This window comes from Alkalithermobacter thermoalcaliphilus JW-YL-7 = DSM 7308, assembly GCA_001584565.1.
Classification (GTDB): domain Bacteria; phylum Bacillota; class Clostridia; order Peptostreptococcales; family Peptostreptococcaceae; genus Alkalithermobacter; species Alkalithermobacter thermoalcaliphilus.
In genome coordinates, this window is the sequence record LSFY01000001.1 from 68,796 (window position 1) to 90,657 (window position 21,862).

The 21,862-nt window shown below is 39.9% G+C and carries 19 protein-coding genes, 24 tRNA genes and 4 rRNA genes; all 47 read left to right on the forward strand.

What is annotated here, in order from left to right; translation table 11 throughout:
- The 47 genes from secY to JWYL7_RS00630 all read left to right on the forward strand — a co-directional run bounded on the left by secY (nt 1) and on the right by JWYL7_RS00630 (nt 21,855).
- On the forward strand, nt 1-1,269 hold the full coding sequence (gene secY, locus JWYL7_RS00400) for a preprotein translocase subunit SecY (RefSeq protein WP_066067392.1): 1,269 nt from the start codon (nt 1-3) through the stop codon (nt 1,267-1,269).
- 21 nt (nt 1,270-1,290) lie between these two features.
- Nucleotides 1,291-1,941 carry an adenylate kinase gene (locus JWYL7_RS00405; RefSeq protein ID WP_066067395.1) on the forward strand — a complete coding sequence of 217 codons (651 nt, stop codon included), beginning with the start codon at nt 1,291-1,293 and terminating at the stop codon, nt 1,939-1,941.
- Entirely contained in the window at nt 1,941-2,687 is a 747-nt protein-coding gene (gene map / locus JWYL7_RS00410) for a type I methionyl aminopeptidase (protein WP_066067398.1), read from the forward strand. The genes JWYL7_RS00405 and map overlap by 1 nt, the downstream gene beginning before the upstream one ends.
- A gap of 22 nt (nt 2,688-2,709) precedes the next feature.
- Nucleotides 2,710-2,988, forward strand: coding sequence for a KOW domain-containing RNA-binding protein (locus JWYL7_RS00415; RefSeq protein WP_066067401.1), 279 nt, complete (start codon nt 2,710-2,712; stop codon nt 2,986-2,988).
- 27 nt (nt 2,989-3,015) lie between these two features.
- Entirely contained in the window at nt 3,016-3,234 is a 219-nt protein-coding gene (gene infA / locus JWYL7_RS00420) for a translation initiation factor IF-1 (protein ID WP_066067404.1), read from the forward strand.
- 17 nt (nt 3,235-3,251) lie between these two features.
- The gene (gene rpmJ / locus JWYL7_RS00425) at nt 3,252-3,365 is read left to right on the forward strand and encodes a 50S ribosomal protein L36 (protein WP_008516283.1); all 114 of its coding nucleotides are present in this window, start codon (nt 3,252-3,254) and stop codon (nt 3,363-3,365) included.
- A 147-nt stretch (nt 3,366-3,512) separates the two neighbouring features.
- Entirely contained in the window at nt 3,513-3,884 is a 372-nt protein-coding gene (gene rpsM / locus JWYL7_RS00430; RefSeq protein WP_066067407.1) for a 30S ribosomal protein S13, read from the forward strand.
- A 24-nt stretch (nt 3,885-3,908) separates the two neighbouring features.
- Entirely contained in the window at nt 3,909-4,307 is a 399-nt protein-coding gene (gene rpsK / locus JWYL7_RS00435; protein ID WP_066067410.1) for a 30S ribosomal protein S11, read from the forward strand.
- Between the two features lie 26 nt (nt 4,308-4,333).
- Entirely contained in the window at nt 4,334-4,957 is a 624-nt protein-coding gene (gene rpsD, locus JWYL7_RS00440; RefSeq protein ID WP_066067412.1) for a 30S ribosomal protein S4, read from the forward strand.
- Between the two features lie 68 nt (nt 4,958-5,025).
- Nucleotides 5,026-5,973, forward strand: a complete 948-nt coding sequence (locus JWYL7_RS00445) for a DNA-directed RNA polymerase subunit alpha (RefSeq protein ID WP_066067415.1) — start codon at nt 5,026-5,028, stop codon at nt 5,971-5,973.
- Between the two features lie 23 nt (nt 5,974-5,996).
- Complete coding sequence (gene rplQ, locus JWYL7_RS00450) at nt 5,997-6,338, forward strand: 50S ribosomal protein L17 (RefSeq protein WP_066067418.1); 342 nt, start codon at nt 5,997-5,999, stop codon at nt 6,336-6,338.
- Between the two features lie 128 nt (nt 6,339-6,466).
- On the forward strand, nt 6,467-7,303 hold the full coding sequence (locus JWYL7_RS00455) for an energy-coupling factor transporter ATPase (protein ID WP_066067420.1): 837 nt from the start codon (nt 6,467-6,469) through the stop codon (nt 7,301-7,303).
- On the forward strand, nt 7,288-8,148 hold the full coding sequence (locus tag JWYL7_RS00460) for an energy-coupling factor transporter ATPase (RefSeq protein ID WP_066067422.1): 861 nt from the start codon (nt 7,288-7,290) through the stop codon (nt 8,146-8,148). The genes JWYL7_RS00455 and JWYL7_RS00460 overlap by 16 nt, the downstream gene beginning before the upstream one ends.
- Nucleotides 8,145-8,945 carry an energy-coupling factor transporter transmembrane component T family protein gene (locus JWYL7_RS00465; RefSeq protein ID WP_066067425.1) on the forward strand — a complete coding sequence of 267 codons (801 nt, stop codon included), beginning with the start codon at nt 8,145-8,147 and terminating at the stop codon, nt 8,943-8,945. The genes JWYL7_RS00460 and JWYL7_RS00465 overlap by 4 nt, the downstream gene beginning before the upstream one ends.
- 2 nt (nt 8,946-8,947) lie before the next feature.
- Complete coding sequence (gene truA / locus JWYL7_RS00470; protein WP_066067428.1) at nt 8,948-9,679, forward strand: tRNA pseudouridine(38-40) synthase TruA; 732 nt, start codon at nt 8,948-8,950, stop codon at nt 9,677-9,679.
- 120 nt (nt 9,680-9,799) lie between these two features.
- Nucleotides 9,800-10,228, forward strand: coding sequence for a 50S ribosomal protein L13 (gene rplM / locus JWYL7_RS00475; protein ID WP_066067430.1), 429 nt, complete (start codon nt 9,800-9,802; stop codon nt 10,226-10,228).
- Nucleotides 10,229-10,259: 31 nt separating this feature from the next.
- Nucleotides 10,260-10,652, forward strand: a complete 393-nt coding sequence (rpsI, locus tag JWYL7_RS00480; RefSeq protein WP_066067434.1) for a 30S ribosomal protein S9 — start codon at nt 10,260-10,262, stop codon at nt 10,650-10,652.
- Nucleotides 10,653-10,765: 113 nt separating this feature from the next.
- Nucleotides 10,766-11,476, forward strand: coding sequence for an N-acetylmuramoyl-L-alanine amidase CwlD (gene cwlD / locus JWYL7_RS00485; RefSeq protein WP_066067437.1), 711 nt, complete (start codon nt 10,766-10,768; stop codon nt 11,474-11,476).
- A 222-nt stretch (nt 11,477-11,698) separates the two neighbouring features.
- Nucleotides 11,699-12,919, forward strand: coding sequence for a NupC/NupG family nucleoside CNT transporter (locus JWYL7_RS00490; RefSeq protein WP_066067440.1), 1,221 nt, complete (start codon nt 11,699-11,701; stop codon nt 12,917-12,919).
- A 195-nt stretch (nt 12,920-13,114) separates the two neighbouring features.
- A tRNA-Gly gene (locus JWYL7_RS00495) sits at nt 13,115-13,188 on the forward strand.
- Nucleotides 13,189-13,321: 133 nt separating this feature from the next.
- Nucleotides 13,322-14,938 (forward strand): 16S ribosomal RNA (locus JWYL7_RS00500).
- A gap of 136 nt (nt 14,939-15,074) precedes the next feature.
- Nucleotides 15,075-17,992 (forward strand): 23S ribosomal RNA (locus tag JWYL7_RS00505).
- An 89-nt stretch (nt 17,993-18,081) separates the two neighbouring features.
- Nucleotides 18,082-18,198 (forward strand): 5S ribosomal RNA (gene rrf / locus JWYL7_RS00510).
- Together the 16S, 23S and 5S rRNA genes with 24 tRNA genes alongside form the textbook arrangement of a ribosomal RNA operon.
- Nucleotides 18,199-18,203: 5 nt before the next feature.
- Nucleotides 18,204-18,278: transfer RNA gene (locus JWYL7_RS00515), tRNA-Asn, on the forward strand.
- A gap of 7 nt (nt 18,279-18,285) precedes the next feature.
- Nucleotides 18,286-18,374, forward strand: a tRNA-Leu gene (locus tag JWYL7_RS00520).
- Between the two features lie 6 nt (nt 18,375-18,380).
- Nucleotides 18,381-18,456, forward strand: a tRNA-Met gene (locus JWYL7_RS00525).
- A gap of 2 nt (nt 18,457-18,458) precedes the next feature.
- A tRNA-Glu gene (locus tag JWYL7_RS00530) sits at nt 18,459-18,533 on the forward strand.
- Nucleotides 18,534-18,541: 8 nt separating this feature from the next.
- Nucleotides 18,542-18,617, forward strand: a tRNA-Val gene (locus tag JWYL7_RS00535).
- Between the two features lie 7 nt (nt 18,618-18,624).
- A tRNA-Asp gene (locus tag JWYL7_RS00540) sits at nt 18,625-18,701 on the forward strand.
- A gap of 11 nt (nt 18,702-18,712) precedes the next feature.
- Nucleotides 18,713-18,788 (forward strand) — tRNA-Thr (locus tag JWYL7_RS00545).
- A gap of 5 nt (nt 18,789-18,793) precedes the next feature.
- A tRNA-Tyr gene (locus JWYL7_RS00550) sits at nt 18,794-18,878 on the forward strand.
- 10 nt (nt 18,879-18,888) lie between these two features.
- Nucleotides 18,889-18,965: transfer RNA gene (locus JWYL7_RS00555), tRNA-Ile, on the forward strand.
- 4 nt (nt 18,966-18,969) lie between these two features.
- Nucleotides 18,970-19,045 (forward strand) — tRNA-Trp (locus JWYL7_RS00560).
- Between the two features lie 27 nt (nt 19,046-19,072).
- Nucleotides 19,073-19,149, forward strand: a tRNA-Pro gene (locus JWYL7_RS00565).
- An 8-nt stretch (nt 19,150-19,157) separates the two neighbouring features.
- Nucleotides 19,158-19,234: transfer RNA gene (locus JWYL7_RS00570), tRNA-Ile, on the forward strand.
- Between the two features lie 14 nt (nt 19,235-19,248).
- A tRNA-Gly gene (locus tag JWYL7_RS00575) sits at nt 19,249-19,322 on the forward strand.
- Between the two features lie 4 nt (nt 19,323-19,326).
- A tRNA-Arg gene (locus tag JWYL7_RS00580) sits at nt 19,327-19,403 on the forward strand.
- Nucleotides 19,404-19,409: 6 nt separating this feature from the next.
- A tRNA-Gln gene (locus tag JWYL7_RS00585) sits at nt 19,410-19,485 on the forward strand.
- 9 nt (nt 19,486-19,494) lie between these two features.
- Nucleotides 19,495-19,570 (forward strand) — tRNA-Lys (locus tag JWYL7_RS00590).
- Between the two features lie 5 nt (nt 19,571-19,575).
- A tRNA-Ser gene (locus tag JWYL7_RS00595) sits at nt 19,576-19,664 on the forward strand.
- 4 nt (nt 19,665-19,668) lie between these two features.
- A tRNA-Ser gene (locus tag JWYL7_RS00600) sits at nt 19,669-19,759 on the forward strand.
- A gap of 6 nt (nt 19,760-19,765) precedes the next feature.
- Nucleotides 19,766-19,842: transfer RNA gene (locus JWYL7_RS00605), tRNA-Pro, on the forward strand.
- 8 nt (nt 19,843-19,850) lie between these two features.
- Nucleotides 19,851-19,927: transfer RNA gene (locus JWYL7_RS00610), tRNA-Ile, on the forward strand.
- A 10-nt stretch (nt 19,928-19,937) separates the two neighbouring features.
- Nucleotides 19,938-20,014: transfer RNA gene (locus JWYL7_RS00615), tRNA-Ile, on the forward strand.
- 3 nt (nt 20,015-20,017) lie between these two features.
- Nucleotides 20,018-20,093 (forward strand) — tRNA-Phe (locus JWYL7_RS00620).
- Nucleotides 20,094-20,098: 5 nt separating this feature from the next.
- Nucleotides 20,099-20,175: transfer RNA gene (locus JWYL7_RS00625), tRNA-Met, on the forward strand.
- A 64-nt stretch (nt 20,176-20,239) separates the two neighbouring features.
- Nucleotides 20,240-21,855: ribosomal RNA gene (locus JWYL7_RS00630) — 16S ribosomal RNA — on the forward strand.
- Nucleotides 21,856-21,862: the final 7 nt, after the last annotated feature.

Here is a 21,862-nt window from a genome sequence, read left to right on the forward strand (position 1 = left end):
GTGATTACTACCTTAAAGAATGCTTGGAAAATTCATGATCTAAGAAAAAGAGCGTTATATACGTTGTTAATGCTTGTTGTGTTTAGGATTGGATCATCTGTGCCTGTTCCTGGAATTGATATAGATATCATAAAGAAGGTAGTAGACCAGGCAGGTCTTCTTTCCTTCTATGATATGGTTGCTGGAGGAGCATTTAGTAATTTTACAATATTTGCACTAAGTATAACTCCATACATTACAGCATCAATAGTAATACAGCTTTTAACATTTGCAATTCCAAGCCTAGAAGAATTATCTAAATCAGGAGAAGACGGAAGAAAGAAAATAACTCAATATACAAGATTGACAACTATAGCTCTTGCACTTTTGCAATCAACAGCTATAAGTGTAGGATTGTTTAATAACGCTTTGATATCTAAAGATGCTTTTTCAGTTACAGTAGTAGTGTTGACTTTAACTGCCGGTACTACGTTTTTAATGTGGTTAGGAGAACAGATAACTGAAAAAGGCATAGGGAACGGAATTTCGCTAATAATATTTGTAGGTATAATATCTAGATTGCCAGGTTCTGTTATAAATACTTATAGACTTGTAAGAGAAAAACAGATAAACATAATACAGCTGATAATATTTGGTGCTATTGGATTAGCTATAGTAGTTTCTGTAATTGCAATAACTCAAGCTACTAGAAAAATTCCAGTTCAATACGCTAAGAAAGTTGTAGGAAGAACGGTGTATGGAGGACAAAGTACTCATATACCTATGAAGGTAAATCAAGCAGGTGTTATACCAGTAATATTTGCATCATCTATGTTAGTTTTCCCACAGACTTTAACACTTTTCTTTAAGGGAAACTATCAAAATTTTATAAATAAATGGTTATCACCATCTGGAGATCCTGGAATTTGGATATACATGGCACTTGAAGTGATACTTATAATATTCTTTGCTTATTTTTATACATCCATTACTTTTAACGTAAAAGAGATTTCAGACAATATGAAAAACAGCGGTGGATTTATACCAGGAATAAGACCAGGAAGATCTACAGAAGAGTACTTAAACAAAATTCTTATGAGGCTAACTTTAGCAGGAGCAGTATTCCTTGCTTTAATAGCAGTGCTACCAATGTTTGTATTTAGATTCACTACTATTCCATTTGGATTAGGAGGAACTGGATTACTTATAGTAGTTGGGGTTGCACTTGAAACTATGAAGCAAGTTGAAGCTAAAATGGTAGTAAGACATTACCAAGGCTTCTTAAAATAAAATTACCCAGGAGATGATTTGATGAGACTTATATTACTCGGACCTCCTGGAGCTGGAAAAGGAACACAAGCTTCAGGTATAGTTGAAAAATATAAAATACCTCATATATCTACAGGAGATATATTTAGAAAAAATATAAAAGAGGGAACTGAGCTTGGGAAAAAGGCAAAAGAATACATGGATAAAGGATTATTAGTTCCAGATGATCTTGTTGTAGAAATAGTAAAATCAAGACTTACAGAAGAAGATTGCAAAAGTGGATTCTTACTAGATGGATTTCCAAGAACTGTAGTGCAAGCTGAAGCCTTAGATCAAGTTTTAGAGCAAATGAATATGAGCTTAGACAAAGTAATCAATATTCAAGTAGACATGGATATATTAGTTAAAAGAGCGGTAGGAAGAAGAATCTGTAAAAGCTGTTCAGCTACATTCCATGTAGAATTTAATCCTCCAAAACTTGAAGGCAAATGTGATGTTTGCGGCGGAGAGTTATATCAAAGAGCAGATGACAATGAAGAGACGGTGTCTAAGAGAATAGAAGTTTATTTAAATGAAACAAAACCTTTAACAGATTATTATTCTAAAAAAGGTATACTTCTTAATATAAATGGAGAACAATCAATAGACAAAGTTTTTGAAGATATTGTTGCTGCTTTAGGAAGTGTAGAATAATGATTATAATAAAGTCTAGTAGCGAAATTCAGCTTATGAGAGAAGCAGGTCAGATAGTAGCTAAAACTCATGAAGCATTGAAAAAATTTATAAGACCGGGCATTACAACAAAAGAATTAGATGAAATAGCAGAAGAAACTATAAGAAAGCTAAATGCAATACCTTCCTTTAAGGGATATAGTGGATATCCTGCATCAATATGTGCTTCAGTAAATGAGGAAGTTGTACATGGAATACCAGGAAATAGAGTCTTAAAAGAAGGGGATATAATAAGCATTGATGTAGGAGCTTTCTATAAAGGATACCACGGTGATGCAGCAAAAACATATCCTGTTGGCCAAATATCAGATGAAGATAAAAAACTTATAGAAGTTACAAGAAGTAGTTTTTATGAGGGTATAAAATTTGCAAAGGTAGGATATAGACTTTCAGATATATCTTATGCAATTCAAAGTTATGTTGAGGCCAATGGATTTTCGGTTGTAAGAGATTTTGTAGGACATGGGATAGGATCAGATTTACATGAAGACCCTCAAATTCCTAACTATGGACCACAAGGTAAAGGGGTAAGACTCCAAGAAGGAATGGTTTTAGCTATAGAACCAATGGTTAACGCTGGATCTTACCATGTTAAAATATTAAAAGATGGATGGACCTCTGTTACAGTAGATGGTAAAAAGTCAGCTCACTATGAGCATACCATAGCTATAACTGGAGATGAGCCGTTAATATTAACGTCTCTTTAATCCAGTAAAAGAGGTGAAACTAGTGGAAATTAGTGATATAAATATAGGTCAGGTGGTTATATCAAAAGCTGGAAGAGACAAAGGCAGATATTTCTTTGTCGTAAAACTAGTAGATGATGAATATCTATTAGTTGCAGATGGCGATCTAAGAAAAATAGAAAAGCCAAAGCTAAAAAAAATAAGACACCTGAAAAAAACTAATAAAATGTCTCAAGATTTAAAAGAAGCAATATTACAAAACAAACAGATTAACAATGCTTTTTTAAGAAGTGAGCTGAAGCGATTAAGTTTAAAAGCTTAATTTGCAGATTGGAGGTTTGGTTACTTAATGGCCAAAAAAGATGTCATAGAGCTAGAAGGTACGGTTGTAGAAGCTCTACCAAATGCTATGTTTAAAGTTAAACTAGAAAATGGACATGAGATATTATGCCATATATCAGGAAAACTTAGAATGAATTTTATAAGAATACTTGAAGGTGACAAAGTAAATGTAGAACTTTCACCTTATGATTTAGCAAGAGGAAGGATTACTTGGCGAAAGAAGTAGTCTAAGGAGGGATATTAATGAAGGTTAGACCATCTGTAAAGCCTATATGTGAAAAATGCAAAATAATCAAGAGAAAAGGAAAAGTAATGGTTATTTGCGAAAATCCAAAACACAAGCAAAAGCAAGGATAATATAGGGCTAGTAATTTAATATTTAATATATTATAATATTAAATTGTGGTAAAAAGAGCTTAAAATTAGACAAACTAAGCCTTCGGAATATGATTATAAAACTTTTTAGAAGCTTTTGTTAACTTACAGTTTAGGAGGTGTAAAAGCATGGCGAGAATAGCCGGAGTTGACTTACCAAGAGATAAAAGAGTAGAAATAGGCCTAACTTATATATATGGTATAGGTAGAAAGACTTCTCAACAAATATTAAGCAAAGCAAACATTAATCCAGATACAAGAATAAAAGACTTAACAGAAGAAGAAGTTAATACTCTAAGAAAAATAATAGATGTAGAGTACTTAGTAGAGGGAGATCTAAGAAGAGAAATAGCTCTAAACATAAAAAGATTAAGAGATATAAAATGTTACAGAGGAATTCGTCATATGAAAGGTCTTCCTGTAAGAGGTCAAAGAACTAAGACAAATGCTAGAACTAGAAAAGGTCCTAGAAAAACTGTATCTCGTAAGAAGAAAAAATAATTTGTAAGTAAGGAGGGAAGATAAATGGCTAAACCTAAAAATAAGGCTACTCGTGTTAAGAGAAGAGAGCGTAAAAATATAGAGCGTGGTCATGTTCATATTCAATCGACTTTCAACAATACAATAGTTACAATAACTGACGTTAATGGAAATACAATTTCATGGGCAAGTGCGGGTCAGTTAGGATTTAAAGGTTCGAGAAAATCTACTCCATTTGCAGCTCAAGTTGCGTCTGAAACTGCAGCAAAATCAGCTATGGAGCATGGATTAAGAACAGTAGAAGTATTTGTTAAAGGACCAGGAGCAGGTCGTGAAGCAGCTATAAGATCTCTTCAAGTAGCAGGACTTGAGGTTACAACAATAAAAGATGTTACTCCAGTACCACACAATGGTTGTAGACCACCAAAGAGAAGAAGAGTGTAATTTAATAGTAGGAGGTGTATTAAAGCATGGCAAGATATACAGGTGCAGTATGTAGACTTTGCCGTAGAGAGGGAATGAAATTATTCCTTAAAGGAGATAGATGCTATACAGATAAATGTGCTGTAAGCAGAAGAAACTACGCTCCAGGACAACACGGACAAAATAGAAAAAAATTATCTAACTATGGTACTCAGTTAAGAGAAAAACAAAAAGTTAAGAGAATATATGGAGTTTTAGAAACTCAATTCAGAAATTTATATGAAAGAGCAGAAAAAATGCCAGGAATAACAGGGGAAAATTTACTTAGCCTGTTAGAAAGAAGATTAGACAATGTTGTTTACAGAATGGGACTTGCATCATCAAGAAAAGAAGCTAGACAATTAGTTAGACATGGTCATTTCACTTTAAATGGAAATAAAGTAGATATACCATCACTAATAGTTGATCTAGGAGATGTTATCCAAGTTAAAGAAAGATCAAGATCTTCAAGCAAATTCAAAGGATTAGTACAAGATACTACTAAAACAGCTCCGAAATGGATAGAAATGAATCTAGAAAACATGACAGGAAAAATAGTTGCACTTCCAACTAGAGAAGATATAGATCTTCACATAGAAGAGCATCAAATAGTAGAGCTTTACTCTAAATAGTAGACTCAGCTTTGACAAAGAATTAGTTGCCCTCAGTGGATTAATAAACTTTAAGGAGGGTTTTATTAATGATAGAAATAGAAAAGCCAAAAATAGAAATAGTAGAAATAAGCGAAGACAACAAATACGGAAAGTTTGTTATAGAACCTCTAGAAAGAGGCTATGGGATAACTTTAGGAAATGCTTTAAGAAGAGTTTTATTGTCTTCTCTTCCTGGTGTAGCTGTAAAATCTATTAAGATAGATGGAGTTTTACATGAGTTTTCAACTATACCAGGAGTAAAGGAAGATGTTACAGAGATAATACTTTCTTTAAAAGAGTTATCTGCTAAGATAAATGGAGAAGGGCCAAGAACTCTAAAAATACAAGCACAAGGTGAAGGCATAATAACAGGTAAGGATATATTATGCCCACCTGATGTAGAAATATTAAGCAAAGATTTACACATAGCGACTTTAGACAAAGATGCTAAAGTTTATATGGAAATAACTATAGACAAAGGAAGAGGATACGTTCCAGCTGAAAACAATAAAACATACGATATGCCTATAGGAGTAATACCAGTAGATTCTATATATACTCCTGTAGAAAAAGTTAGCTATAGAGTTGAAAATACTAGAGTAGGTCAGGTAACAGACTATGACAAGCTAATACTTGAAGTATGGACAAATGGAAGCGTTAATCCTCAAGAAGGGATATCTTTAGGAGCTAAGATTTTAGTTGAACATTTAAATCTATTCATAGATTTAACTCAACATGTAAGCAATGTTGAAATAATGGTTGAAAAAGAAGAAGATAAGAAAGAAAAAGTTCTAGAAATGACAATAGAAGAACTAGATCTTTCAGTTAGATCTTACAACTGTCTAAAAAGAGCGGGAATAAACACAGTTGAAGAATTAACTAATAAAACAGAAGAAGAAATGATGAAAGTAAGAAATCTTGGCAAAAAGTCCCTAGAAGAAGTTATCCAAAAATTAGAAGAACTAGGCTTAGGTCTTAAGCCTTCTGAAGAATAGCAGGCAGAAAAGGAGGGATAGGCATGGCTGTATATCGTAAACTTGGTCGTGTAACTGCTCATAGAAATATGATGCTTAGAAACCTAGTTACAGATTTACTTAGAAATGGAAGAATAGAAACAACAACTACAAGAGCAAAAGAAACTCGTAGAATGGCTGAGAAAATGGTAACTCTAGCTAAAAGAGGAGATCTTCACGCTAGACGTCAGGCATTAGCTTATATATTAGATGAAAGTGTTGTTACTAAGTTATTTGAAGAAATAGCTCCTAAATACAAAGAGAGAAATGGTGGATACACTAGAATAGTAAAAGTTGGTCCTAGAAGAGGCGATGGAGCAGAAATGTCTATAATAGAATTAGTGTAAAACTTACGGGAATTGAGCAAACTGCTTAATTCCCTTTTACTATATATACTTATATATTTTTCTTTTAAAAATACCTTTATTTTTATATAATATTTAAGGAATGAAAAAACATTAAGAGAGGTATTTTTATGGATAACATAATACAGGTAAAAGATGTAGTTTATGAATATTCTCAAGAAGAAAATAGTTTAAAAGCTTTAGACAATGTAAACTTAGATATAAAAAAAGGAGAATTTGTAGCAATAATAGGGCACAATGGTTCAGGGAAATCAACACTTGCAAAACACTTAAATGCTATATTAAAGCCTAAACATGGAAATGTTATAGTCGCAGGGATAAACACAAAAGATGAAGACAAGCTATGGCAAATAAGGCAAAGTGCAGGAATGATATTTCAAAACCCTGATAATCAAATCGTAGCAACTGTAGTAGAAGAAGATGTTGCATTTGGACCAGAAAATTTAGGAATAGATCCTGAAGAAATAAAAATAAGAGTAGAAAACTCACTAAAAGCTGTAGATATGTATGAATTTAGAAATAAAGCTCCACATTTGCTTTCAGGAGGCCAAAAGCAAAGAGTTGCTATAGCTGGAATAATAGCTATGAAGCCAGATTGCATAATACTAGATGAAGCAACAGCTATGCTTGATCCATCAGGAAGAAAAGAGGTTATGGAAACTATAACTAAATTGAATAAAGAAGAAAAAATTACAATAATCCATATAACTCACTTTATGGAAGAAGCAGTAGAAGCAGACAAAGTTATAGTTATGGAAAACGGAAGAATTGTTATGCATGGGAAACCAAGAGAGATATTTGTTCAAGTAGATAAACTTAAAAAACTAAGACTAGATGTTCCGAGCATGACAGAGCTTGCATATGAACTTAAAAAATCAGGATTAAATATAGACAAAGATATATTAACGGTAGATGAGATGGTGATCAATTTATGTCAATATCAATAAAAAACCTCAAACATGTGTATAATCAAAATACACCATTTGAAAGTTTAGCATTAGATGATATAAATCTAGAAATACAAAGCGGAGAATTAGTTGGGCTTATAGGCCATACAGGATCAGGAAAATCTACTCTTATACAGCATCTAAATGGTATACTAAAACCAACAAGTGGTAAAATTTTCATAGATGATGTAGATATAACAGATGAAAATATAAGCTTATCTAATATAAGAAAAAAAGTAGGAGTAGTATTTCAATATCCAGAGTATCAGTTATTTGAGGAAACTGTATATAAAGATATAGCATTTGGTCCTTCGAATTTGGGACTTAGTGAAGATGAAATAAATAAAAGAGTTATAGAAGCTATGAAACTAGTAGGACTTAATTATGAACAAATAAAAGATAGATCACCTTTTGAACTTTCAGGAGGCCAAAAAAGAAGAGTTGCTATAGCTGGCGTATTAGCTATGAAACCTAAAATACTTGTACTAGATGAACCAACTGCAGGCCTTGATCCAAAAGGAAGAGATGAAATATTAAGTCAAATAAAAGATTTGCACAAAAATGAAAAAATGACAATCATATTGTCTTCTCATAGTATGGAAGATATGGCTAAAATAGCAACTAAAATAGTAGTTATGGCAAAAGGTAAAGTTTATATGCAAGGAAAAGCTAAAGAAGTTTTTATGCAAGCTGATAAACTAAAGAGTGTAGGACTTGATGTTCCTCTTGTTTGTGATTTAGTTAAAAAATTAAGACAAAATGGATTTAATATAAGAGAGGATATAATTACTATACAAGAAGCTAAAGAGGAAATAATAAAGTACATGAGAGGTAAAAAAATATGATAAAAGACATAACAATTGGTCAGTATTACCCTACAAATTCAATAGTTCATAAATTAGATCCAAGAGTTAAGATAATAGGAACTTTTTTATTTATGATTTCTTTGTTTATCATAAATAGTTTTAGAACATATATATGGGTTTTAATGTTTTTAATATTTTCTTTAAGGTTATCTAAAATACCTGTTAGATATGTACTAAAAGGATTAAGACCTCTTTTATTTATTCTTATATTTACGCTAGTTATAAATGCATTTATGACACCAGGAGAAGTAATATATTCTATAAAAACAGTTACAATAACAAAAGAAGGATTAACACAAGGAGTATTCATGGTCATAAGGCTTATATTTTTAATAACAGGAACTTCTTTGCTTACACTAGCTACATCTCCAATAGAGCTTACAGATGGAATAGAAAAACTTCTTGATCCATTCAAGAAAATAAAAGTTCCTTCTCATGAACTTGCTATGATGATGACAATAGCATTAAGATTTATACCTACGCTTTTAGATGAGACAGATAAAATAATGAAAGCGCAGATGGCTAGAGGGGCAGATTTTGAGAGCAAGAATTTTTTAAATAGAGCAAAGAGTCTAATACCGCTTTTAGTACCACTATTTATAAGCTCATTTAGAAGAGCAGATGAACTTGCTATGGCTATGGAGGCTAGATGTTATAGAGGTGGAGAAAATCGAACAAAAATGAAACAAATTAAATTAGGCAAAAAAGATTATATCGCATTTTCTATTCTTGCTTTATATTTTATAATTGTAATAGCATTTCAACTTAGGTGGTAAAAATGATAAATGTAAGACTTACAATACAGTACGATGGAACAAACTATGCTGGCTGGCAAAGGCAAAAAAACGCAGTAAGTATACAACAAATAATAGAAGAAGCTATATTTAGTATAACAAAAGAAAAAGTAAACTTAATTTCATCTGGAAGAACAGATAGTGGAGTTCATGCATTAGAACAAGTAGCAAACTTTCTAACAAATACTAAAATTCCTTTAAAAAGTATTCCTAAAGCTATAAATTCTAAATTGCCTCCTGATATAAGGATAATTTCAGCTGATGAGGTTTCGCTAGATTTTCACTCTAGATACAGTGCGATAAAGAAACGATATAAGTACATTATGACAAACTTTAGTTTTGAAATGCCTTTATATAGAAACTATGCATATAATATTCCGTATAAGTTAGATATTGAAAAGATGAAACAACAAGCTAAATCCTTAATAGGAACACACGATTTTGTAGGGTTTATGGGTAGTGGTTCATCTGTAAAAGATACAGTTAGAACAATTTATGATATTGATCTATACAAGAAAGATGACTTTATAATTTTAGAAGTAGAAGGAAATGGTTTTTTATATAATATGGTCAGAATAATTGTAGGAACACTAGTAGATATAGGACGAGGAAAAATTAATGAAGACTTAACCTTAATAATAGAATCTAAAGATAGAAACAAAGCTGGACATACTGCACCAGCTAAGGGTTTGTTTTTGAAAAAAGTATATTATTAGCTTGACACACCCGGCTCTATGTATTAAACTATATAAGAATGCGTATGTTGATAAGTCCACTAGCCCCGGACTTTATATACACGGTATAAACTTTAAGAATTGAGTAAGGAGGGAAAAGTAATGAAATCATATATAGCAAAGCCAAATGAAGTTCAAAGAAAATGGTATATCATTGATGCTGAAGGAAAGACTTTAGGTCGTTTAGCAAGTGAAGTTGCAAAAATATTAAGAGGAAAACACAAGCCAACATTTACACCACATGTAGATGGTGGAGACTTTGTTATTGTTGTTAATGCAGCAAAAGTTAAATTAACAGGAAAGAAATTAGATCAAAAATTATACAGATATCACACTGGATACGTAGGAAACCTAGTAGAAATACCATACAGAAGACTTTTAGCTGAAAAACCTGAAGAAGTTATAAGACATGCTGTAAGTGGTATGCTTTGCAAAAACAAACTAAGAAAAAGAATGATGACAAGATTAAGAGTATTTGCAGGATCAGAACATACTCATGAAGCTCAAAAACCAGAAGTATTAGATATATAATTGTTACTTATCTTGAAAGGAGGATATACTCATGGAAAAAGTTCAATATTACGGAACAGGTAGAAGAAAAAGCTCAGTAGCATGTGTTAGATTAATCCCTGGAGAAGGAAATGTAATAATAAATGGAAGATTTTTAGATGAATACTTCAACTACGAAACTTTAAAAAGAGAAGTTATGCAACCTCTTGTACTTACAGAAACAGCAGGAAAATATGATGTTATAGTTAAGGTTCAAGGTGGAGGTTTTACAGGACAAGCAGGAGCTATAAGACATGGTATCTCTAGAGCTTTACTTAAAGTAGATGCAGAGTTAAGACCTACTTTAAAGAAAGCAGGATTCTTAACTAGAGATCCAAGAATGAAAGAAAGAAAGAAATACGGATTAAAAGCAGCAAGAAGAGCTCCACAATTCTCAAAGAGATAATATGCAAAAAAGACTCTGGAATATTCCAGAGTCTTTTTTCATATATTCATAACAGCCGATCAGATTTTAGATTGACAAACTTTGTTTCTAAAGTTTGGCTTGGGGGGAGGAGAATGATTATATTTATTAATAAAAAATTTATATATGGAATATTTGCATTTATATTATTATTATGTTTAAGTATATATTTAGTAAATGACAATACATCAAAAGTAAGTACAAATATGCCTGTTACAAACAAAGTTATAATATTAGATGCAGGTCATGGAGATTTAGACACAGGGGCTGTTGGAGAGAACAATACATTTGAAAAAGATATAAATTTACAAATAGTATTAAAATTAAGGACTTTACTAGAAGAAAGTGGAGCATTAGTTATATTAACTAGAGAAAAAGACCAAAGATTATATGATAAAGCACAGACAATAAGAGAAAAGTATCTAGAAGACTTGAGAAATAGAAAGCAACTAATAAAAGACTCTAAAGCAGATTTATTAATATCTATACATTTGAACAGTTTTCCACAAAAAAAGTATTATGGAGCACAAGTTTTTTATCCAAAATCAGATAAAAAAAGCAAGGAAATAGCACAGTTTATACAAGAAGAGTTAAGGCGAGTATTAGATAAAGAGAATAAAAGAAATATAAAACCTAGAGATAATATATATTTGTTAGAAAATAATAATATACCATCAGTTCTTATAGAGTGTGGCTTTTTATCAAATGAACGAGAAGCTGAGCTTTTAAAAACAGATAGTTATCAAGATAAAATAGCATGGGCTATATATATAGGAATACAAAAATATTTTAGCTCCATAGAATAGAGTGTTCATTAAAATATCGAGCAAAGTCTTCCTTTAAAAGATTAAAGGAAGACTTTATTTTTCAGAAAAATAATAAAATTTAAAATATAACTTTAGAAAAAGATAAAAAAACAAAAAAAAATTTCGCCAGGCAATTGTTTTCTTCGACAAAATATGATATTATATAAAAGCTGAGATGAAAACGTTACAAATATAAATAAATATTAAAAAGGAGAGAAGAAAATGGAAAGGTTAATAAGTTTTCTAGGTATATTTATCTTACTTGGTTGCTGTTATTTAGTATCAGAGAACAAAAAGAAAATCGACTTTAAACTAGTAACGATAGGAATATTAATGCAAGTAATATTTGCATTTGTAATCTTAAAAACTAAGATAGGACAAGCGATATTCCAAAAATTATCAGACATAATAACTGCACTATTAGACTTTAGTGGACACGGAGCAGAGTTTTTATTTGGAAACTTAGTAAATGTTGAAGCTGTTGGTTTTATATTTGCATTTAAAGTATTACCAACTATAATATTCTTCTCAGCATTTATGGCGGTATTATATCACTTAGGAGTTATGCAGTTTATAATTAAACATATAGCAGGCGTTATGGCTAAATTTATGGGAACTTCTGGAGCTGAATCTTTATCATCAGCTGCTAATATATTCGTTGGACAAACAGAAGCTCCACTTGTTATAAAGCCTTACATTGAGAAAATGACAAGATCAGAACTAGCTGCAGTAATGGTAGGAGGTATGGCTACTGTTGCTGGAGGAGTTATGGCAGGATACGTTGGAATGGGAGTTAGTGCAGGACACTTACTTGCTGCATCGGTAATGTCTGCTCCAGCTGCTTTAGTTGCTGCTAAAATAATAGTTCCAGAAACTGAAGAACCTGTTACTAAAGGTGAAGTTAAGTTTGAAATAGAAAAGATAGATGCTAACATAATAGATGCAGCTGCTAGAGGTGCATCAGAAGGACTTCAACTTGCATTAAATGTTGCAGCTATGCTTTTAGCTTTTGTTTCTTTGATAGCTATGATAAATGTAGGATTTGAATCTATAGGAAATCTTGTAGGAATACAAGGATTAACTTTAGAAAATATCTTAGGATATTTATTTGCACCATTTGCATTTGTTATGGGAGTACCAACTCAAGATATAGTTACTGCAGGTTCTTTACTTGGACAAAAAACAGTTATAAACGAGTTTGTTGCCTATGCACAGTTAGCTGATCATATAGCAAATGGAACATTGCTTCCAAGAACAATAGTAATACTAACTTATGCATTATGTGGATTTGCTAACTTTGCTTCTATAGCTATACAAGTAGGTGGAATAGGATCATTAGCTCCAAATAGAAGAAAGGATTTAGCTCAATTAGGAGTTAAAGCTTTAATTGGAGGTACTGTTGCTGCGTTCTTAACAGCTACAATAGCAGGTATGTTAATATAGTATATTAAATTAACTATCTAGAGGATAGACTTTAAAGTCTATCCTTTTTGTATTTAAAGATATAAGAGAATGTCAAGAATGTATAATTGCTAATATAATATGGGCACAAAATACAACAAAAAAATATTTAAAAATATATTGACACAAAACTTTATGCATGATATATTATTACACGTGCCAGACACAAAAGAATATGCGGGTGTAGCTCAGTGGTAGAGTTCCGGCCTTCCAAGCCGGCTGCGAGGGTTCGATCCCCTTCACCCGCTCCAAAAAATAACAACAAAAAAATGTTGACTTAAACAATGAAAGATGATATATTATTACTTGTCGCTAAGACAAGCAAAGATGAACTTTGAAAATTAAACAGCAGGTAATTAAGCCAGTTACTAAATATATAAAGTTATATTTGAGAGTTTGATCCTGGCTCAGGATGAACGCTGGCGGCGTGCCTAACACATGCAAGTCGAGCGGAGGCAATGCTTAACATTGAGTATTTATCTAAAAAAGGTTATCATCTAGCCGCGTCAAGCACGCGATAGCGAGCTTCACGCAAAATAAAGCATAACACATGATGAGTATTGAATGTTAAGTATTGCCTCAGCGGCGGACGGGTGAGTAACGCGTGGGTAACCTGCCCTGTACACTTGGATAACACACCGAAAGGTGTGCTAATACAAGATGATATCAAAGGAAGGCATCTTCTTTTGATCAAAGCTTTTGCGGTACAGGATGGGCCCGCGTCCCATTAGTTAGTTGGTGGGGTAACGGCCTACCAAGGCGACGATGGGTAGCCGACCTGAGAGGGTGATCGGCCACACTGGAACTGAGACACGGTCCAGACTCCTACGGGAGGCAGCAGTGGGGAATATTGCACAATGGGCGAAAGCCTGATGCAGCAACGCCGCGTGAACGATGAAGGCCTTCGGGTCGTAAAGTTCTGTCCTTGAGGAAGAATTCTGACGGTACTCAAGGAGGAAGCCCCGGCTAACTACGTGCCAGCAGCCGCGGTAATACGTAGGGGGCTAGCGTTATCCGGAATTACTGGGCGTAAAGGGTGCGTAGGCGGCCCTTCAAGTCAGAGGTGAAAGGCTACGGCTCAACCGTAGTAAGCCTTTGAAACTGTTGGGCTTGAGTGCAGGAGAGGAGAGTGGAATTCCCGGTGTAGCGGTGAAATGCGTAGATATTGGGAGGAACACCAGTTGCGAAGGCGGCTCTCTGGACTGCAACTGACGCTGAGGCACGAAAGCGTGGGGAGCAAACAGGATTAGATACCCTGGTAGTCCACGCCGTAAACGATGAGTGCTAGGTGTCGGGAGTTACCCCTCTCGGTGCCGTAGTTAACGCATTAAGCACTCCGCCTGGGGAGTACGCTCGCAAGAGTGAAACTCAAAGGAATTGACGGGGACCCGCACAAGCAGCGGAGCATGTGGTTTAATTCGAAGCAACGCGAAGAACCTTACCTAGGCTTGACATCCCTTAGGCAGCTCCTTAATCGGAGTCTTCCCTTCGGGGACTGAGGTGACAGGTGGTGCATGGTTGTCGTCAGCTCGTGTCGTGAGATGTTGGGTTAAGTCCCGCAACGAGCGCAACCCTTACTTTTAGTTGCCAGCATTAAGTTGGGCACTCTAAAGGGACTGCCGAGGATAACTCGGAGGAAGGTGGGGATGACGTCAAATCATCATGCCCCTTATGCCTAGGGCTACACACGTGCTACAATGGCCAGTACAGAGGGCTGCAAGGTCGTGAGGCTGAGCTAATCCCTTAAAGCTGGTCTCAGTTCGGATTGCAGGCTGAAACTCGCCTGCATGAAGCTGGAGTTGCTAGTAATCGCGGATCAGAATGCCGCGGTGAATACGTTCCCGGGTCTTGTACACACCGCCCGTCACACCATGGGAGTCGGGGGCACCCGAAGTCAGCTACCTAACCGCAAGGAGGGGGCTGCCGAAGGTGAAATCGATGACTGGGGTGAAGTCGTAACAAGGTAGCCGTATCGGAAGGTGCGGCTGGATCACCTCCTTTCTAAGGAGTTTTACCTGCTGTTTGATTTTGAGAGTTTAGCACTTAGTTAAACTGCACTAGCACTTTGAGCAACGGAAATCTTTGATTTCGTTGGCGATGTGCTTTAGCACTTTGAAAATTGCATAGCATTATAGCTGGTCAAGTTATTAAGGGCGCAGGGCGGATGCCTTGGCACCAAGAGCCGATGAAGGACGTGGTAAGCTGCGATAAGCTTCGGGGAGGTGCAAGCAACCTTTGATCCGGAGATTTCCGAATGGGAAAACCCACCTAGAGTAATGTCTAGGTATCCTTAGATGAATACATAGTCTAAGGAGGGGAACCAGGGGAACTGAAACATCTAAGTACCCTGAGGAAGAGAAAGAAAATTCGATTCCCTAAGTAGCGGCGAGCGAAAGGGGATTAGCCCAAACCTATAAAGCTTCGCTTTGTAGGGGTTGCGGATATGCTCTTTAGAAAGTTAGTAGTGTAGTCGAAGAGGTTTGGAAAGGCCCACCACAGAAGGTAACAGTCCTGTAGATTAAACACGAAACCTTTTGAGCATACTCCAGAGTACCACGGGACACGTGAAACCCTGTGGGAAGCAGGGGGGACCACCCCCCAAGGCTAAATACTACTTGGTGACCGATAGCGCATAGTACCGTGAGGGAAAGGTGAAAAGAACCCCGGGAGGGGAGTGAAATAGAACCTGAAACCCTGTGCCTACAAGCTGTGGAAGCACATTTTTAGTGTGACCGCGTACTTTTTGTAGAACGGGCCAACGAGTTACGGTAAGTAGCAAGGTTAAGGACTTAAGGTCTGGAGCCGCAGCGAAAGCGAGTCTTAAATGGGCGTTTTAGTTACTTGCCGTAGACCCGAAACCAGGCGACCTACCCATGGACAGGATGAAGCGAAAGTAAAATTTCGTGGAGGTCCGAACCCACGCACGTTGAAAAGTGCGGGGATGAGCTGTGGGTAGCGGTGAAATTCCAATCGAGCTTGGAGATAGCTGGTTCTCCCCGAAATAGCTTTAGGGCTAGCCTCGAGCTTAGAGAAAAGGAGGTAGAGCACTGACTGTCCTAGGGGCCCTTTGGGTTACCGAAGACTATCAAACTCCGAATGCCTTATTCTTTTGCTCGGGAGTCAGACTATGGGTGATAAGATTCATAGTCAAGAGGGAAACAGCCCAGACCGTCAGCTAAGGTCCCTAAGTATGAGTTAAGTGGAAAAGGATGTGGGATTGCACAGACAACCAGGATGTTGGCTTAGAAGCAGCCATTCATTTAAAGAGTGCGTAATAGCTCACTGGTCGAGTGATCCTGCGCCGAAAATTACCGGGGCTAAAACTCATCACCGAAGCTACGGCATCCGTAAGGATGGGTAGGGGAGCATTCTCTAAGGGCTGAAGCTAAACCGTAAGGATTAGTGGACTTTAGAGAAGAGAGAATGTTGGCATGAGTAGCGAGACGTGGGTGAGAATCCCACGGGCCGAAAACCTAAGGTTTCCTGAGGAAGGTTCGTCCGCTCAGGGTTAGTCGGGACCTAAGCCGAGGCCAATTGGCGTAGGCGATGGACAACAGGTTGAGATTCCTGTACCACCAATTACCGTTTGAGGGATGGGATGACGCAGAAGGATAGGCTATCCTACCGCTGGTCGCGTAGGTCCAAGCATCAAGGGAGTTAAGATAGGCAAATCCGTCTTAACATATCCTAAGGTGTGATGGGGAGCGAATTTAAGTAGCGAAGTAGCTGATTTCATGCTGCCAAGAAAAGTCTCTACCGAGGTAAGAGGTGCCCGTACCGCAAACCGACACAGGTAGGTGAGGAGAGAATCCTAAGGCCAGCGAGAGAACCCTTGTTAAGGAACTCGGCAAAATGACCCCGTAACTTCGGGAGAAGGGGTGCCTCGTTAGGGTGTATGCCCGAGGAGGCCGCAGAGAATAGGCCCAAGCGACTGTTTACCAAAAACACAGGTCTCTGCTAAATCGAAAGATGATGTATAGGGGCTGACGCCTGCCCGGTGCTGGAAGGTTAAGGGGATGTGTTAGCTTTTGCGAAGCACTGAACTTAAGCCCCAGTAAACGGCGGCCGTAACTATAACGGTCCTAAGGTAGCGAAATTCCTTGTCGGGTAAGTTCCGACCCGCACGAAAGGCGTAACGATTTGGGCACTGTCTCAACAAGGGACTCGGTGAAATTGTAATTCCAGTGAAGATGCTGGATACCTGCGACAGGACGGAAAGACCCCATGGAGCTTTACTGTAGCTTGACATTGGATCTTGATACTACATGTACAGGATAGGTGGGAGGCCAAGAAGCCGGGACGCCAGTTTCGGTGGAGCCATCCTTGGGATACCACCCTTGTAGTATTGGGATTCTAACCACAGGCCGTGAATCCGGTCTTGGGACACTGTCAGGTGGGCAGTTTGACTGGGGCGGTCGCCTCCTAAAAAGTAACGGAGGCGCCCAAAGGTTCCCTCAGCACGGTCGGAAATCGTGCATAGAGTGTAAAGGCAAAAGGGAGCTTGATTGCAAGACATACAGGTCGAGCAAGGACGAAAGTCGGGCTTAGTGATCCGGTGGTACCGAGTGGAAGGGCCATCGCTCAACGGATAAAAGCTACCCTGGGGATAACAGGCTGATCTCCCCCAAGAGTCCACATCGACGGGGAGGTTTGGCACCTCGATGTCGGCTCATCACATCCTGGGGCTGTAGTAGGTCCCAAGGGTTGGGCTGTTCGCCCATTAAAGTGGTACGCGAGCTGGGTTCAGAACGTCGTGAGACAGTTCGGTCCCTATCCGTCGCAGGCGTAGGAAATTTGAGAGGAGCTGTCCTTAGTACGAGAGGACCGGGATGGACATACCTCTGGTGCACCAGTTGTCACGCCAGTGGCACAGCTGGGTAGCTATGTATGGACTGGATAAGCGCTGAAAGCATCTAAGCGCGAAGCCACCCTCAAGATAAGATTTCCCACTTTTTAAGGTAAGACCCCAAGAAGACTACTTGGTTGATAGGCTCAAGGTGTAAGCACAGCAATGTGTTTAGCTTATGAGTACTAATAGGTCGAGGACTTGACCAAAAATGCTATGCAGTTTTGAGTGTGCTAAAAAATATGTTGACACAAACACAAAAGTGTGATAATATATTAAATGTTCTCAAGATAATGAATCTGGTTACTATAGCAAGGAGGATACACCTGTTCCCATTCCGAACACAGAAGTTAAGCTCCTTTGCGCCGATGGTACTTGGAGGGAAGCCTCCTGGGAGAGTAGGACGTAGCCAGTTTGTGTTCCAAGGTAGCTCAATGGTGGAGCACTCGGCTGTTAACCGATAGGTTGTGGGTTCGAGTCCCACCCTTGGAGCCAATAAAATGCCGAGGTGGCGGAACTGGCAGACGCACAGGACTTAAAATCCTGCGGTCCTTACAGACCGTACCGGTTCGATTCCGGTCCTCGGCACCACAACATCGCGGGGTGGAGCAGTTGGCAGCTCGTCGGGCTCATAACCCGAAGGTCGTAGGTTCAAGTCCTACCCCCGCAACCAATGGCCCATTGGTCAAGCGGTTAAGACACCGCCCTTTCACGGCGGTAACAGGGGTTCGAATCCCCTATGGGTCACCAAATAAAGTGGGATCATAGCTCAGCTGGGAGAGCACCTGCCTTACAAGCAGGGGGTCACAGGTTCGATCCCTGTTGATCCCACCAATAAAATGGCCTGGTAGTTCAGTTGGTTAGAATGCCAGCCTGTCACGCTGGAGGTCGAGGGTTCGAGTCCCTTCCAGGTCGCCAAAATTCAATATGCTGGTGTAGCTCAATTGGCAGAGCAGCTGACTTGTAATCAGCAGGTTGCGGGTTCGAGTCCCATCACCAGCTCCAAATTAGGAGGGGTTCCCGAGTGGCCAAAGGGGGCAGACTGTAAATCTGTTGGCAACGCCTTCACTGGTTCGAATCCAGTCCCCTCCACCAAATTAAACAAGGGCCTTTAGCTCAGTTGGTTAGAGCGTCCGGCTCATAACCGGCAGGTCCGGGGTTCGAGTCCCTGAAGGCCCACCAACTTAGGGGTGTAGTTCAGTTGGTAGAACGACGGTCTCCAAAACCGTATGCCGTGGGTTCAAGTCCTGCCACCCCTGCCAAAATACAATATTGAGTCTATGATAAGTCGAGGTGTAGCGCAGTTTGGTAGCGCACGTGGTTTGGGACCATGGGGCCGGGGGTTCGAGTCCCTCCACCTCGACCAAAATATGCGGGCTTATAGCTCAGGCGGTTAGAGCGCACGCCTGATAAGCGTGAGGTCGCTGGTTCGAGTCCAGCTAAGCCCACCAAGCAAGATGGACATGCGGGTGTAGCTCAGTGGTAGAGTTCCGGCCTTCCAAGCCGGCTGCGAGGGTTCGATCCCCTTCACCCGCTCCAATATGTGCCTGTAGCTCAGCTGGATAGAGCAGTGGCCTTCTAAGCCACGTGTCAGGGGTTCGAATCCCTTCAGGCACGCCATGATTTTGGGGATTCGCCAAGTCGGTAAGGCACAGGACTTTGACTCCTGCATTCGCTGGTTCGAGTCCAGCATCCCCAGCCAACTTAATAAGACCCATTAGCTCAGTAGGTAGAGCACCTGACTTTTAATCAGGGTGTCCCGCGTTCGAGTCGCGGATGGGTCACCAACTAAGGAGGGGTGTCCGAGTGGTTTAAGGAGCTGGTCTTGAAAACCAGTGACTCCGCAAGGGGCCGTGGGTTCGAATCCCACCCCCTCCGCCATAATGGAGAAGTACTCAAGTGGCTGAAGAGGCTCCCCTGCTAAGGGAGTAGGTCTCGCAAGGGGCGCGAGGGTTCAAATCCCTCCTTCTCCGCCAGAAAAACGAGGTGTAGCGCAGTTTGGTAGCGCACGTGGTTTGGGACCATGGGGCCGGGGGTTCGAGTCCCTCCACCTCGACCAAAATATGCGGGCTTATAGCTCAGGCGGTTAGAGCGCACGCCTGATAAGCGTGAGGTCGCTGGTTCGAGTCCAGCTAAGCCCACCACAAGTGATAGGGGCCTTTAGCTCAGTTGGTTAGAGCGTCCGGCTCATAACCGGCAGGTCCGGGGTTCGAGTCCCTGAAGGCCCACCACTTGCCCAGATAGCTCAGTCGGTAGAGCAGGGGACTGAAAATCCCCGTGTCGGTGGTTCGATTCCGCCTCTGGGCACCATACATGGCGGCATAGCTCAGTTGGCTAGAGCGTTCGGTTCATACCCGAAAGGTCACTAGTTCGAATCTAGTTGCCGCTACCATCTTCACAATGAACTTTGAAAATTAAACAGCAGGTAATTAAGCCAGTTACTAAATATAAAAGTTATATTTGAGAGTTTGATCCTGGCTCAGGATGAACGCTGGCGGCGTGCCTAACACATGCAAGTCGAGCGGAGGCAATGCTTAACATTGAGTATTTATCTAAAAAGATTATTAGCTAGCCGCGTCAAGCACGCGATAGCGAGCTTTACGCAAAATAAAGCATAACACATGATGAGTATTGAATGTTAAGTATTGCCTCAGCGGCGGACGGGTGAGTAACGCGTGGGTAACCTGCCCTGTACACTTGGATAACACACCGAAAGGTGTGCTAATACAAGATGATATCAAAGGAAGGCATCTTCTTTTGATCAAAGTTTTTGCGGTACAGGATGGGCCCGCGTCCCATTAGCTAGTTGGTGGGGTAACGGCCTACCAAGGCGACGATGGGTAGCCGACCTGAGAGGGTGATCGGCCACACTGGAACTGAGACACGGTCCAGACTCCTACGGGAGGCAGCAGTGGGGAATATTGCACAATGGGCGAAAGCCTGATGCAGCAACGCCGCGTGAACGATGAAGGCCTTCGGGTCGTAAAGTTCTGTCCTTGAGGAAGAATTCTGACGGTACTCAAGGAGGAAGCCCCGGCTAACTACGTGCCAGCAGCCGCGGTAATACGTAGGGGGCTAGCGTTATCCGGAATTACTGGGCGTAAAGGGTGCGTAGGCGGCCCTTCAAGTCAGAGGTGAAAGGCTACGGCTCAACCGTAGTAAGCCTTTGAAACTGTTGGGCTTGAGTGCAGGAGAGGAGAGTGGAATTCCCAGTGTAGCGGTGAAATGCGTAGATATTGGGAGGAACACCAGTTGCGAAGGCGGCTCTCTGGACTGCAACTGACGCTGAGGCACGAAAGCGTGGGGAGCAAACAGGATTAGATACCCTGGTAGTCCACGCCGTAAACGATGAGTGCTAGGTGTCGGGAGTTACCCCTCTCGGTGCCGTAGTTAACGCATTAAGCACTCCGCCTGGGGAGTACGCTCGCAAGAGTGAAACTCAAAGGAATTGACGGGGACCCGCACAAGCAGCGGAGCATGTGGTTTAATTCGAAGCAACGCGAAGAACCTTACCTAGGCTTGACATCCCTTAGGCAGCTCCTTAATCGGAGCCTTCCCTTCGGGGACTGAGGTGACAGGTGGTGCATGGTTGTCGTCAGCTCGTGTCGTGAGATGTTGGGTTAAGTCCCGCAACGAGCGCAACCCTTACTTTTAGTTGCCAGCATTAAGTTGGGCACTCTAAAGGGACTGCCGAGGATAACTCGGAGGAAGGTGGGGATGACGTCAAATCATCATGCCCCTTATGCCTAGGGCTACACACGTGCTACAATGGCCAGTACAGAGGGCTGCAAGGTCGTGAGGCTGAGCTAATCCCTTAAAGCTGGTCTCAGTTCGGATTGCAGGCTGAAACTCGCCTGCATGAAGCTGGAGTTGCTAGTAATCGCGGATCAGAATGCCGCGGTGAATACGTTCCCGGGTCTTGTACACACCGCCCGTCACACCATGGGAGTCGGGGGCACCCGAAGTCAGCTACCTAACCGCAAGGAGGGGGCTGCCGAAGGTGAAATCGATGACTGGGGTGAAGTCGTAACAAGGTAGCCGTATCGGAAGGTGCGGCTGGATCACCTCCTTTCTAAGGA